Genomic DNA, 12,312 nt, shown 5'->3' with positions numbered 1-12,312 from the left:
GTGTACGGCCGAGCCGGTGGAGCGGGGCCGGGGTGAGTGGCGGGGTCGGCGGCGGGCCGAAGGGCTTTGTCGAGCGTCATGCCCGGCACTGTGCGTCCGGGCGACCGCCCCGCTCCACCGGCTCGGCCGTACACTCCGTTCGGAAAAACCGCACGCTCGGTCGGGCGAACGTCAGAAGAAAGTGGAACAGCAGTGGAGTTGAGGCAACTCCGGACGTTTGAGGCCGTGTTGAAGCACGGCACGGTCACCGAGGCCGCCAACGCCCTCGACCTCGCGCCGTCGTCGGTCTCCGCGCAGATCCGGGGGCTGGAGCGAGCCGTGGGCGTCGCCCTGTTCCACCGCACGGCGAGCGGGATGCGCCCCACGACGGCCGGGGAACGCATGGCCACCTGGGCGCGGCGGCTGCTGGACCAGGCCGAGCAGGCGGTCAGGGAGGTCGGCGGGGCCCGCCCCCGCCTGCGGCTCGGCGCGCTGGAGACGATCGCCGCCACCTGCGTACCGGACATACTCCGGCGGCTCGCCCGGCGCCATCCCGGCCTCGCGGTCGACGTACGGGTCGCCACCAGCCGCGACCTGCTCCTCGAAGAAGTCCTGGCCGGCGAGCTCACCGCCGCCCTGCTGCTCGATCTCGGCAGCACCCTCGGCGGCCTGGGCTTCCCCGTGCCCCCGGCCCCGCTGACCAGCCTGGACGTCGACACCGTCCCCCTGGACCTGGTCGCCGCCCCGGGGCACCGGCTGGCCGGCCACGCCCTGCGCCCGGCCGATCTCGCGGGGGAAAAACTCCTGGTCAATGTGGCCCAGTGCACCTTCAGGATGGCCGCCGACCACGTCCTCGGACCCGAGGTCGAACGGCTCGACGCCGGCGGCGTCGCCGTGATGCGGGCCTGGGCGGAACAGGGGCTGGGGATCGCGCTGCTGCCCCGCTTCGCCGTGGCCGACGCGGTACGGGCCGGCCGTCTCGTCCGGCTCGGCCTGCCCACCCACGACCTCCGGCTGCGGCTGGTGTGGAGCGCGTCGGCCGAAGAGGTGCCCGAGGTCCGTGAGCTGCTGTACGCGGCCAGCGCGCTGCCCCGTACGGCCCCCCGTACGACCCCTTAGCGCCGGGCGGCGCCGAGTCCTGCGTACCGTGACGCGGGTGGGAAACCTGTTCCGGAGCGGCGGCGACAGCCTCTCCCTGTCCAACGGCGGTACGGACGTCTTCCTCGACGTCCTGACGCTCGCCGCCTCCGATCTCGCGCACGACGCCTGGGACTACCGCTTTGCCGCCCTCCTGACCCTCCAGGACCAGAACGTCATGGGGCGCGGGGCCGTCGGGTTCGCCCTGGAGGAGATCGACTGGGGGGCTACGCCCGCCGCGCAGGAACGGGCGAAGGATTTCGTGGTGCGCGTCGTCGGCCTCGCCCTGCGCCGGCACCGCTGGGACGAGTTGGGGTACGAGCCGCCGTTCGCGGAGGGGTATCTGCGGCGGTTCAAGGCCATGGTCGAGGCGTTCGACCCGGCCGACGCCGTACGCCGTGATGGCGGCGGCTTCCCCGGGCCCGGCGAGGCCGCGGTCGCCTCGTGCGTACCGCACCGCGTGCTGAGCGCCTTGCCGTACTGGGACGGCTGCCGCTTCTGCCATTCAGCGGCGGGTCAGCAGCCATAGGGCCCGGCGTTGAGGTGCCAAGCGGACGACCGGGTGGCCCCGGGCCAAGAGGGGTGGGCTAACGTCACGGTCGTGCTCGACTTGTGCCGATTCTGCGGCGGCCCTGGTGTGGTCGGCCGCCCGCGGCGTGCCCGCACACCTAATCTGGTGCGGCGCAATCTAGTGCGGCGCACGCATTCGGGTGACGAGCGAGACCGTAGGGCGGGAAAGAGGATGGGCCATGTCCCTGAGCACCGGGGATCCTGACTTCATAGGCGGCTACACCCTGGTCGACCGGCTCGGCGCGGGCGGCATGGGCGTGGTGTATCTCGGACGCTCGGCCTCGGGTCGGCATGTCGCGGTCAAGCTCGTGCACCAGCAGTACGCGCAGGACGAGGAGTTCCGGACGCGCTTCCGGCAGGAGGTCGCGGCGGCGCGCAAGGTGAGCGGGGCGTTCACCGCTCCCGTGGTGGACGCCGATCCGGATGCCGAACGGCCCTGGATGGCCACGCTGTATGTGCCCGGGCCCACCCTGAGCGAGGTCGTACGCAAACAAGGCCCGCTGGACGGGCGGAGCTTGCGGACGCTGGGGCTGGGGCTTGTCGAGGCGCTGCGCGATATCCACCAGGTCGGGGTGGTGCACCGGGATCTGAAACCCTCCAACATCCTGATGGCCGACGACGGGCCGCGCGTCATCGACTTCGGCATCTCGCGCGCCGCCGACAACCAGACGCTCACCGTCACCATCGGGAGGGTGCTGGGCACCCCGCCCTTCATGTCGCCCGAGCAACTGCGCAGTCCCCGCGGGGTCACCGCGGCCTCGGATGTGTTCTCGCTGGGGTCGCTGCTGGTGTTCGCCGCCACGGGCGCCGCGCCGTTCGAGTCCGACAGCCCGTATGTGTCGGGCTATCAGGTGATGTACGAGCAGCCGACGCTGGCCGGGGTGCCCGGGCCGCTCACGGCGATCGCCGAACGCTGCCTGGCCAAGGAGCCGACCGAGCGGCCCGACCTGGCCGAGCTGCACCGCATGCTGGACGCGCTGCCCGACTTCGCCGCCGCGGCCCCCTCGACCGCCGAAGGGCCGCATGCCCAAGGGCCGCACGCCCAACCGCACGCCCAAGGGCCCACCCACCTGGGGACCAGTGCCCCAAAAGCCCCCGAAGCCCTGCCGGCGCCGCCCCCCGGCGAGCCCGCCGCCGGACGGCGGCGCCGGCGGCTGATCCTCACGGTCGTCGGCGCGACCCTGGCTCTGGCCGGGCTGACCGTCGCGGCGGTGATGTTCGCGACGGACTCGCCCTCGCCTGGGGCCGACGCCGACTCCTCCTCCGTACGGGCCGCGGCGCTGCCCGAGGGCTGGCGCCCGTGGCAAGCGTCGCTGCGCGACACCACGCCGGGGCCCCCGCTGGTCTACCAGCAGTCCGGGTGTGTGTCCGACGCCACCACCCTGTACTGCGGCGGAACGGGATTCTCCGTCGCCGCGGTGGACGCCGCCACCGGTCACGTCCGGTGGCGGTACGGCGACTCTCCTCAGCAGGCGCGGCCGATCGGGGTGCGCGACGGGGTCCTGTACGTCTACCAGGAGTCGGAGGGGAACGGCCGACGGGTGGTGGCGCTGGACGCCGACACCAAGAAACAGCGGTGGCAGCAGGAGATCAGCGGGTCCGGGTCGGCGGCCCTGTTCTCCGGCGGAGTGCTGACGCTGTCGGACGGGGAACGGGAGTTCATCGCCTACGGGACGTCGGGTGAGCTGCTGTGGCGGTCGCCGGCGCGCGCGGGGGCCTTCTGCGATCCGACCGTGCTGGGCGGCGTCCCGTACGCCCTGTGCTCATCCATCGACAAAAACGGCCTGGCCACCGAAGGCCCGTACACCCTGCTGCGGCTCGACCCCGCCGACGGCACCCAGCGCGAACTCGCCACCCTCCCCAAGAAGTCGCTGCTCCTCGGCGCCTTCCACGGGCAGCCCCTGTTCCTCGCGCCGCAGACCGCGAAGGAGGTGTACGACGAGGGGTACGTACGGCCGTACAACGCCCTGATCCGAGTGGACCCGCGCACCGGCGGGACCAAGCGGATCGCGCTGTCCCACACCATGTACGGCAAGGCCACCCTGCTGAACGGTGTCGTCTACTTCATCGAGACCAACGGGACGATCAGCGCCGTGTCCGCGGACACCGGCCGACGGTCGTGGCGGCGGGCGACGGACCTGGAGAGCCTGTCCGCGCCGGTGGAGTCCAAGAAGTACGGACGGCTGTACTTCTGCAACCGCTTCGGCCGGCTGCTGGCGCTGAACACCAGGACCGGGGAGGAGGCATGGCGCATCACCGCGCTGAACGACGTCGGGATCGGGGCGGTGGCCGTCCCGCCGAGTGTGATGCTCATCAAGGACGCGATCGTGGCCACGGCCGGCTACACGGCGTTCTCCGTACGCCCGGACCGGCCCTCCGCCTGGCCCTCGGGCCAGGACTCGGACAAGCCCTCGACCCAGCCGTCCGCGTCAGGGCAGGTCACGTCCCCTGGTGCCACAGGCTGACGGCGAGGCCGAGACCGGCCAGGGCGATCGCGATCCGCAGGGGTGTCTCGGGCAGCCGCCGTACGATCACGGGCCCCACCCAGCTGCCGACGAGGGCCCCGGCGCCGAGCGCCACAGCGGCGCCCCAGTGCACGGGCGCGACGAAGGCGTAGGCGACCGCGGCGGTGATGTTCGCCGCGCCGGTGGCGATGTTCTTGACGGCGTTGGTGACCGGAAGCGGTTCACCGGCGGCGGCGGAGAGCGAGAGCACCGCCAGCATCAGCACGCCTGAAGCCGCGCCGAAATAGCCGCCGTACAGGCCGACCAGCAGGATCGCGCAGGCCATGGGGAACGTGGGACGGGCGGCTCGGCCGACCGGGCGCGACTTCGACTCCACCAGGCGGCGCAGCGGGTCACGGACGAGGATCAGCACCGAGCCGAGCGCGATCAGCCATGGCACGACCGCCTCGAAGGCCGATGACGGGGTGGAGAGCAGCAGCGCGGCCCCGACCGCGCCGCCGAGCGCGGCGAGGACGCCAAGCCGCAGCAGGCGGTCGCGCTGGCCGCGCAGTTCGGCCCGGGATCCGGCCGCGGTGCCCACCGTGTTGGAGAACAGCGCCACCGTGTTGGTCACATTGGCGGCCACGGGCGGCAGACCGGCCGCGAGCAGGGCCGGATAGCTGAACAGCGAGGCCAGTCCGGCGATCGAGCCGGCGAGCCCCGAGGCCACGCCGGCCGACACCAGCAGTGCCGAGGACCCGATGCTCATCCGTCCCCACTCCTGCCCGTGGCTGTGCCCGTATCCGTGTCCGCCGTCGGCTCATCCTCCAGACTCACTGTCTCGTATGCAAGACGGTGTCCACATACTTAGACGGCAGGGGGCACCTCCCAGCGTTAGCTGGGGGAGGGCTCCGCGCCCACGAGCTCGTCCAGGACATCCGTCATGGTGACGAAGCCGAGCACCGCGCCGCCGTCGTCACCGGTCACCGCCGCCAGATGGGTGCCCGCGCCGCGCATCGCGGTGAGAGTGTCGTCCAGCGGGGTGTCGGCCCGTACGCGGGTGACGGTGTGCAGGGCGGTGCGCGGGAAGGGCTTGTCCCGGTTGGCCGCCCCGAGGGTGTCCTTGATGTGCAGATAGCCGAGCACCGCCCCGGCCGGGCCGATCACCGGCAGCCGGGAGTAGCCGGAGGCGGCCGCGGCGCGCTCCAGCTGGTCGGGGGTGATCTCGGGGCCGACGGTGACCATCTCGTCCAGCGGCACCAGGATGTCGCCGACCCGCCGGGTGCCCAGCTCCAGGGCGTCGCGCAGCCGCTCGCTGCCGGAGGGGTCCAGCAGCCCCGCGGCGCTGGAGTCCCGGACCAGCCGGATGAGCTCGTCGTCGGTGAAGACCGACTCGACCTCGTCCTTGGGCTCGACCTTCAGCAGCCGCAGCAGCGTGTTGGCGAAGGCGTTGATGCCGAAGACGACGGGGCGCAGCGCGCGGGTGACGGCCACCAGGGGCGGGCCGAGCAGCAGCGCGGTGCGCTCGGGGGCGGCGAGGGCGATGTTCTTGGGGACCATCTCGCCGATGAGCATGTGCAGATACGTGGCCGCGGTGAGGGCCAGGACGAAGGCGATCGGGTGGACGAGGGCATCCGGGACACGCACCGCGTCGAAGCCGGGCTCCAGCAGGTGCGCGATGGCCGGTTCGGCGACCGCGCCCAGGACCAGCGAGGAGATGGTGATGCCCAGCTGGGCGGTGGCCAGCAGGGCGGACAGGTGCTCCAGCGCCCACAGCACGGTGCGGGCCCGCCGCGAACCTGCCTGGGCGGCGGGTTCGATCTGGCTGCGGCGCACCGAGATCAGGGCGAACTCGGCGCCGACGAAGAAGGCGTTGGTGAGCAGGGTGAGGGCGCCGATGGCCAGCTGTAGAACGGTCATCGGGCGTCCTCCTTCGCGGTCGCGCGCTCGGCGGCGGGCTCGGCGGCGGGCTCGGTCGTGGGCCTGGTCGTGGACCCGGCGGCAGGCTCGTTCGCGGACTCGGCGGCGGGGCGCGCCGGGGCGGTGATGGTGACGCGGTCGGCGCGGTGGTGGTCGACGTCGAGGACGGTCAGGTCCCAGCCGTCGAGATGGACGGTGTCACCCTCGTCGGGGATGCGCCCCAGGCGAGTGGCGAGCAGCCCGGCCAGGGTCTCGTACGGGCCGTCGGGCGCGGCGAGGCCGATACCGGCGAGCTGGTCGAGGCGGACGCCGCCGTCGGCCTCCCAGACGGCGCGGCCGTCGTCGGTGGGCGGCGCGGGCAGCAGGTCGGGGGGGGCCAGGGGGTCGTGTTCGTCGCGTACCTCGCCGATGACCTCCTCGACGACGTCCTCGACGGTGGCGACCCCGGCGGTGCCGCCGTACTCGTCGATGACCACGGCCATGACGCGCTCGGCGCGCAGCCGCTGCAGCAGGGTGGCGACGGGGAGGGTGTCGGGCACCAGCAGCGGCGGGGTGATCAGGTCGGTGACGGGGGTGGCGGCGCGCTTGGCGGCGTCCAGGGCGAGGACGTCGCGGATGTGGACGGTGCCGATGACCTCGTCCAGGCTGTGGCGGTAGACGGGGAAGCGGGACAGGCCGGTGGCGAAGGTGAGGTTGGCGGCGTCGACGGCGGTGGCGTGGGCCTCCAGCGCCTGGACGTCCACGCGCGGGGTCATCACGTTCTCGGCGGTCAGCTCGCCCAGGTGGAGGGTGCGCACGAACAGCTCGGCCGAGTCCGGCTCGATGGCCCCCTGCGCGGCGGAGTGGCGGGCGAGGGCCACCAGCTCCTCGGGGGTACGGGCGCCGGCCAGCTCCTCGGCGGGCTCCAGGCCGAGGCGGCGTACGAAGCGGTTGGCGGTGTTGTTGAGGTGGCGGATGAACGGCGAGAAGGCGGCGGTGAACCCGCGCTGCGGGCCCGCGACCACCTTGGCCACGGCCAGCGGGCGGGAGATGGCCCAGTTCTTGGGCACCAGCTCGCCGACCACCATCAGCACCACGGTGGACAGGGCCACACCCAGCACCGTGGCCACCGAGGTGGCGGCCGAGCCCAGGCCGACGGCCCGCAGGGGGGAGCGCAAGAGCACGGCCAGGGAGGGCTCGGCGAGCATGCCGATCACCAGGGAGGTGACCGTGATGCCCAGCTGGGCGCCGGACAGCTGGAAGGTCAGCCGGCGGACGGCCGCCAGCGCGCCCTCGGCGCCGCGCTCGCCCGCCTCGACCGCGCGCTCCAGCTCACCGCGCTCGATTGTGGTGAGCGAGAACTCGGCGGCCACGAAGACCGCGCAGGCCAGGGTGAGCAGCAGCGCCAGCAGGAGCAGCAGGACCTCGGTCACCGTGCCACCCTCCGCTCATCGCTCGACTGCCGACGGGGGATGGCACGGCCGGTACTGGGAGGTTCACCCATGACGGGTCTACCGCTCCTTTTCATCGCTTGGGTTCGTCTTCATCGCTTGGGTTCATCGCCCATTCAACGTAAAGAGATAGTAAAGCATTCCCGTCCGGGACTACCGTGGCCATCACGCAGACTCACCTCGACCGCACCCTGCTAGTTTTTACACCACTGTAGAAACAACACACATACGGAGTTCTCATGGCCCTGTGGGATCGCATCAAGGATTCCGCCCAGACGATGCAGACCCAGCTCGTCGCGAAGAAGAACGACCTGAAGAGCGGTGCGTTCCGCGACGCGAGCATGGCAATGTGCGCCCTGGTCGCGGCGGCGGACGGCACGATCGACACGTCCGAGCGGCAGCGCGTCGCCCAGCTCATCGCCACCAATGAGGTGCTGCAGAACTTCGCCGCGGACGACCTGCAGCGCCGCTTCAACGACTACCTCAACAAGATCACCGCCGACTTCGAGTTCGGCAAGGTCAGCCTGTTGCAGGAGATCGCCAAGGCGAAGAAGAAGCCCGCCGAGGCGCGGGCCGTCATCCAGATCGGCATCGTCATCGGCGGCGCCGACGGCAACTTCGACAAGACCGAGCAGGGCGTCGTGCGCGAGGCCTGCTTCGCCCTGGAGCTGCCGCCGGCCGAGTTCGACCTGTAAGCAAACGGTCCGCCCGTTACAGCGGAGTGGCCGCCTGCAGGACGAGGAACAGTGCCACCGCCGCGTTCGCCGAGGACAGCGCGGACGCGGCGGTGCCGGCGGCCGCGATCCAGGCGGCCAGACCGGCCGCCGTGGCCGCAGGCGGCCACCAGCGCGCGGGCGGCACCGGCCCCAGCAGCGCGGCCACCCGCCGCGGCACGGGCCCAGGGGCGGCGAATCCGGCCAGCGTGGGGGCAGGCGTGCCCCGCGAGACCAGCGCCGCCTTGCCGACCGCCCGCGCCATCACCCTGCGGTCGCCCACCTCCCCGGCCGCCTCCTCGTCCGCCCACCGCTCCGCGCAGTAGGCCACCGCGCCGCGCAGCGCGTGCAGCAGGGGGTTCGCCCGCGCCGCCAGCTGGGCCACCAGCAGGTAGCGATGGTGCCGCCCGGCCAGATGGGCCTGCTCATGGGCGATCAGCGCCTGCCGTTCGCGCGCGTTCAGACAGTCCAGCATCGCGGTGGAGACAACGATCCGCCCTCGCGCCCGGCACCCGCCCGGCCCGCCGGGCAGGGCGTACGCATACGCCTTGCCGTCGGGCAGCACCGCGACCGGCGAGTCCGGCATGCCGACCAGCGCCGCCTGGGCCCGCCGCCGCACCGTCACATGCCGCACCAGGGTCGCCACACAGCCGGTGGCCACCACGGCCAGCGCGCCGATCGCGGCCTTCCCGGCCACCTCGTCGTACGGCACCGCCGCCCGTACCTCGGGGTCGGACCAGCCGTCCGGGAGCGGATTGCCCGGCAGTTGGGCCGTGCCGACGACGACCAGCAGGCCCAGGCAGAGCGTCGAGCACAGCGCGAGCACGCCCCCGACGAACGACAGCAGACGGGTGGCGGCGCGCGGATGCAGATGCTGCTCGGCCAGGCGCACGATCGGCAGCGCCGTCAGCGGCAGCACCAGGGGGAGGAAGACGAACACGCCCATGGGTCAGCCCTCCGGCTCCTCCGCCGCCTCGCTCAGCAGATCGCGCAGCAGCCGCTCGTCGTCCGCCGACAGCCCGGTCACAAAGCTCGCCAGCACGGCCTCCCGGTCATCCTGGCCGTCCAGCACCCGGCGCATCCGCAGCGCGGCAAGACCCGCCTCGTTGGCCTCGGCCCGCCATACGAACGACCGGCCCACCCGCTCCCGCGCCACCGCCTGCTTGGTGTGCAGCCGCGACAGGATCGTCATCACCGTCGTATACGCCAGGTCGCCCTCAAGCCGCTCCTGCACCCAGGCCGCCGTGACCGGGCCGCCCGCCTGGCACAGCAGATCCAGGACCTGCGCCTCCAGCTCGCCCTGCCCGCGCCGGCGGGAACGCGGGCGCGGACCGCCCCCGTCCGGGTTCAAGGGGTCGTGCCTCACCGTCCGTCTCCCTCCGCCAGGCCGCACCGCGCGGGCGACGCGCCACGCGCGACCGGCCGCCACAGGACCGTACCGCCTCCGCGGCGCCACATCGCCCTCCCATTTCTTCTACAGTGCTGTAGATTTTCCCTCCGGGCCCGTGAACCAGCACACCGAACACAGGAGGAGATCGTGGGAGTTTCCCTGTCCAAAGGCGGCAACGTCTCGCTCAGCAAGGAGGCACCGGGCCTGACCGCGGTCCTGGTCGGCCTCGGCTGGGACGTACGGACCACGACGGGCACCGACTACGACCTCGACGCCAGCGCCCTGCTCTGCGACGAAGCCGGGAAGGTCCCCTCCAACCAGCACTTCGTCTTCTACAACAACCTCAAGAGCCCCGACGGCTCGGTCGAGCACACCGGCGACAACCTCACCGGCGAGGGCGACGGCGACGACGAATCCATCAAGGTCAACCTCGCCGCCGTGCCCGCCGAGATCACCAAGATCGTCTTCCCGGTCTCCATCCACGACGCCGAATCCCGCGGCCAGAGCTTCGGCCAGGTCCGCAACGCCTTCATCCGTGTCGTCAACCAGGCCGACGGCAATGAGCTCGCCCGCTACGACCTCAGCGAGGACGCCGCGACCGAGACCGCCATGGTCTTCGGCGAGCTCTACCGGCACGGCGCGGAGTGGAAATTCCGCGCGGTCGGCCAGGGCTACGCCTCCGGCCTGTCGGGCATAGCCTCCGACTACGGGGTCGGCGTCTGACGTCCCCGCCACCACCGCCGCCGCTGCCGGGCCAGGCCCTTGGACGCCCCGGCCCGGCGGCGGCACCGGCTGGTTCCAACTCATCGAGGGAACGGACATGACCGGCCCGTACGCACCCCAGGCACCGCAGGCATTGGACGCGGCGGACAGACCCGACTTCGAGCAGGTGCTGCACCAGGCGCTGAACACCCCGGAGATCCGTACAGCCCTGCGGCGCGGCTCCGCCGAGGGCCCGGACCTCGATGAGCTGCGCTCCCAGGCCCTGGCGGACGCCGCGTCCATCGCGGTGGCGGCGGCGACCGAGTACGGCGCTTACCTCCGGCAGCGCGCGCCGGCAGTGCCTGGCGCGACGGACGGAGGCACGGCCTTATCCGGGGACAGGCCCGGGCCGGACGGGCAGGAGCGGGGCAGCCAGTGGCCGGGCGGACAAGGGTTGCTGCCCGCACTGGCGGTTCTGACGCCGGTACTGGCCACGGCGGCGACCGTGGTCTTCCTTCTCCTCGGCCACACCCTGGGGCTCAGCGCCTCCCAGCGCCGACTGGCCGACACCCTGTTGACCGCCGCGCACACCACCGCCGTCATCGCGGCCGTCACCACCGCCGCCGGCGCCATCTGGCTGTTCACCACCGCCGCGCGGCACCGCGCCGCACCCGTCGACCGGGCCGAGCGGCACCAGGACGGCATCGCCGCGGCCCGCGACGCCTGGCGGCTGGCCCTCCTCGAACGCGGAGTCCTGCCGTATCTGCGCGGGCGACTGCGCGACAATCGCCCACAGGGGACGGCGGAACTCATCCGCCGTCCGCGCCTCGGCTACTCCAGCCCGGACTACGCAAGCCCCGACTACGCGAGCCCCGACTTCTCCGGCCCCGACTACGCGAGCCCCGACTTCTCCGGCCCTGACTTCACCCCACCCCACCACTCCGCGAAGAAAGCAGGCACCGATGCTCGGGATAAGTGAGCTGTCGCTCCTCCTCATCGTCGTCATCGTCATCCTCGGGGCCAAGAAACTTCCCGACCTGGTCCGCTCCATGGGCAAGTCGGCCCGCATCCTCAAGAGCGAGGCCAAAGCGGTGAAGTCCGACGGCCAGCCCGCCGTCACCGAGGACGAGTCCGGGCACCGAGTGATCCGGGCCGAACCCGGCGATGTCATCCGGTCCCGGACGGAGACGACCGACCCCGGCACCGGCACCGGCACCGGCACCGGGCAGCGCTGACCCGCGCCGGCCGCCCCCGGCAGCGGTCTCACAACACCGAGCGGAACCCGGGCAACCGGCGCAGCCCGGCCGCGGCCAGGAACGCCGCGCCCAGCGCCAGGACCGCCGTCAGGGCCCAGGCACCGAGCGCCGGAAGGCCGTCGGGGAGAGCTCGGCCGCCACCGCCCGCGTGGACGTCGCCTCGAACCCTCGCTCCGCGAGCAGTTCGAGCGCCGACTCCCGCAGCCGCACCCGCCCCGTCAGGTCCGTTCTGTCCACCGCTCACATACCGGCCAGGTATCCGCGCTCGGTACCCTGATTCAGTCGCGGTCCCCCCACCACCTACCTCCTCGTACGGTGCTGCTGTCCGTCGGCGTCGGTTTGCTCAGGGTCGATCAGGATCGAGGTTGGTGCACACGTGCTGGTGGCAGATCGGTACCGGTTGGAGACACCCATAGGCCGCGGCGGGATGGGCGAGGTCTGGCGGGCCACCGATGAAGTGCTGAGACGGACCGTGGCCGTCAAACTGCTACTCGGGGACGACCCCGCGTCGCAGGCGGCGGCCCGCTTCCGGCTGGAGGCCCAGACGGCGGCCCGGCTGAGTCACCCCAACATCGTCGGCGTGTTCGACTTCGGGGCGCGTGACGGCCGCTTCTATCTGGTGATGGAACTCGTCGAGGGCCAGAGCCTGGCCCAGGAGTTGACCGCTCAGGGTGCGCTCCGTGCCGAGCGGGTGGCCGCCATCGCCGCCCAGGGGGCCGCGGGGCTGGCCTCCGCGCACCGTACGGGGATCGTCCACCGGGACATCAAACC

14 protein-coding genes are annotated in these 12,312 nt (G+C 72.4%); 8 read left to right on the top strand and 6 right to left on the bottom strand.

Going from position 1 to position 12,312, the window contains the following annotated elements:
* Positions 1 to 78: 78 nt before the first annotated feature.
* The 3 genes from CCN51_RS46235 (at position 79) to CCN51_RS46225 (ending at position 4,151) form a co-directional block, all read left to right on the top strand.
* Positions 79 to 1,098 carry a LysR family transcriptional regulator gene (locus tag CCN51_RS46235; RefSeq protein WP_405382909.1) on the top strand — a complete coding sequence of 340 codons (1,020 nt, stop codon included), beginning with the start codon at positions 79 to 81 and terminating at the stop codon, positions 1,096 to 1,098.
* A gap of 37 nt (positions 1,099 to 1,135) precedes the next feature.
* Positions 1,136 to 1,645: a hypothetical protein gene (locus tag CCN51_RS46230; protein ID WP_014178184.1), complete on the top strand. Its 510-nt coding sequence runs from the start codon at positions 1,136 to 1,138 to the stop codon at positions 1,643 to 1,645.
* A 220-nt stretch (positions 1,646 to 1,865) separates the two neighbouring features.
* On the top strand, positions 1,866 to 4,151 hold the full coding sequence (locus CCN51_RS46225) for a serine/threonine-protein kinase (protein ID WP_014178183.1): 2,286 nt from the start codon (positions 1,866 to 1,868) through the stop codon (positions 4,149 to 4,151).
* On the opposite strand, the gene CCN51_RS46220 is transcribed toward CCN51_RS46225, so the two are convergent.
* The 3 genes from CCN51_RS46220 to CCN51_RS46210 form a co-directional block, all read right to left on the bottom strand.
* Positions 4,126 to 4,899: a sulfite exporter TauE/SafE family protein gene (locus CCN51_RS46220; RefSeq protein WP_014178182.1), complete on the bottom strand. Its 774-nt coding sequence runs from the start codon at positions 4,897 to 4,899 to the stop codon at positions 4,126 to 4,128. The two genes, CCN51_RS46225 and CCN51_RS46220, sit on opposite strands and share 26 nt — an antisense overlap.
* A gap of 125 nt (positions 4,900 to 5,024) precedes the next feature.
* Positions 5,025 to 6,050 carry a hemolysin family protein gene (locus CCN51_RS46215; protein ID WP_014178181.1) on the bottom strand — a complete coding sequence of 342 codons (1,026 nt, stop codon included), beginning with the start codon at positions 6,048 to 6,050 and terminating at the stop codon, positions 5,025 to 5,027.
* On the bottom strand, positions 6,047 to 7,462 hold the full coding sequence (locus tag CCN51_RS46210; protein WP_014178180.1) for a hemolysin family protein: 1,416 nt from the start codon (positions 7,460 to 7,462) through the stop codon (positions 6,047 to 6,049). Before CCN51_RS46210 ends, CCN51_RS46215 begins: the two co-directional genes overlap by 4 nt.
* A 257-nt stretch (positions 7,463 to 7,719) precedes the next feature.
* Between CCN51_RS46210 and CCN51_RS46205 the strand changes: the two genes are divergently transcribed.
* Entirely contained in the window at positions 7,720 to 8,175 is a 456-nt protein-coding gene (locus tag CCN51_RS46205; RefSeq protein WP_086860926.1) for a tellurite resistance TerB family protein, read from the top strand.
* Between the two features lie 16 nt (positions 8,176 to 8,191).
* Here the strand turns inward: CCN51_RS46205 and CCN51_RS46200 are convergent, their stop codons facing one another.
* On the bottom strand, positions 8,192 to 9,139 hold the full coding sequence (locus tag CCN51_RS46200; RefSeq protein WP_014178178.1) for a M56 family metallopeptidase: 948 nt from the start codon (positions 9,137 to 9,139) through the stop codon (positions 8,192 to 8,194).
* A 3-nt stretch (positions 9,140 to 9,142) separates the two neighbouring features.
* Positions 9,143 to 9,559 (bottom strand): BlaI/MecI/CopY family transcriptional regulator, encoded by a 417-nt coding sequence (locus CCN51_RS46195; protein WP_238545418.1) that lies wholly within the window; start codon positions 9,557 to 9,559, stop codon positions 9,143 to 9,145.
* Between the two features lie 171 nt (positions 9,560 to 9,730).
* Here CCN51_RS46195 and CCN51_RS46190 point away from each other — a divergent pair, with 171 nt between their 5' ends.
* The 3 genes from CCN51_RS46190 (at position 9,731) to CCN51_RS46180 (ending at position 11,520) form a co-directional block, all read left to right on the top strand.
* Entirely contained in the window at positions 9,731 to 10,306 is a 576-nt protein-coding gene (locus CCN51_RS46190; protein WP_014178176.1) for a TerD family protein, read from the top strand.
* 97 nt (positions 10,307 to 10,403) lie between these two features.
* Positions 10,404 to 11,264, top strand: coding sequence for a hypothetical protein (locus tag CCN51_RS46185; protein WP_014178175.1), 861 nt, complete (start codon positions 10,404 to 10,406; stop codon positions 11,262 to 11,264).
* The gene (locus tag CCN51_RS46180) at positions 11,248 to 11,520 is read left to right on the top strand and encodes a twin-arginine translocase TatA/TatE family subunit (RefSeq protein WP_014178174.1); all 273 of its coding nucleotides are present in this window, start codon (positions 11,248 to 11,250) and stop codon (positions 11,518 to 11,520) included. The genes CCN51_RS46185 and CCN51_RS46180 overlap by 17 nt, the downstream gene beginning before the upstream one ends.
* Before the next feature lie 108 nt (positions 11,521 to 11,628).
* Here the strand turns inward: CCN51_RS46180 and CCN51_RS46175 are convergent, their stop codons facing one another.
* Positions 11,629 to 11,778 carry a TetR family transcriptional regulator gene (locus CCN51_RS46175; RefSeq protein ID WP_014178173.1) on the bottom strand — a complete coding sequence of 50 codons (150 nt, stop codon included), beginning with the start codon at positions 11,776 to 11,778 and terminating at the stop codon, positions 11,629 to 11,631.
* 139 nt (positions 11,779 to 11,917) lie between these two features.
* Between CCN51_RS46175 and CCN51_RS46170 the strand changes: the two genes are divergently transcribed.
* Positions 11,918 to 12,312 (top strand): serine/threonine-protein kinase (locus CCN51_RS46170; RefSeq protein ID WP_143676108.1); only part of this gene is annotated, 395 nt, incomplete at its 3' end.

It is taken from the genome of Streptomyces milbemycinicus, assembly GCF_002154605.1.
Lineage (GTDB): Bacteria > Actinomycetota > Actinomycetes > Streptomycetales > Streptomycetaceae > Streptomyces > Streptomyces milbemycinicus.
The sequence above is the reverse complement of the archived record's forward strand: the minus strand, read 5'-3'. Positions and strand labels throughout refer to the sequence as shown.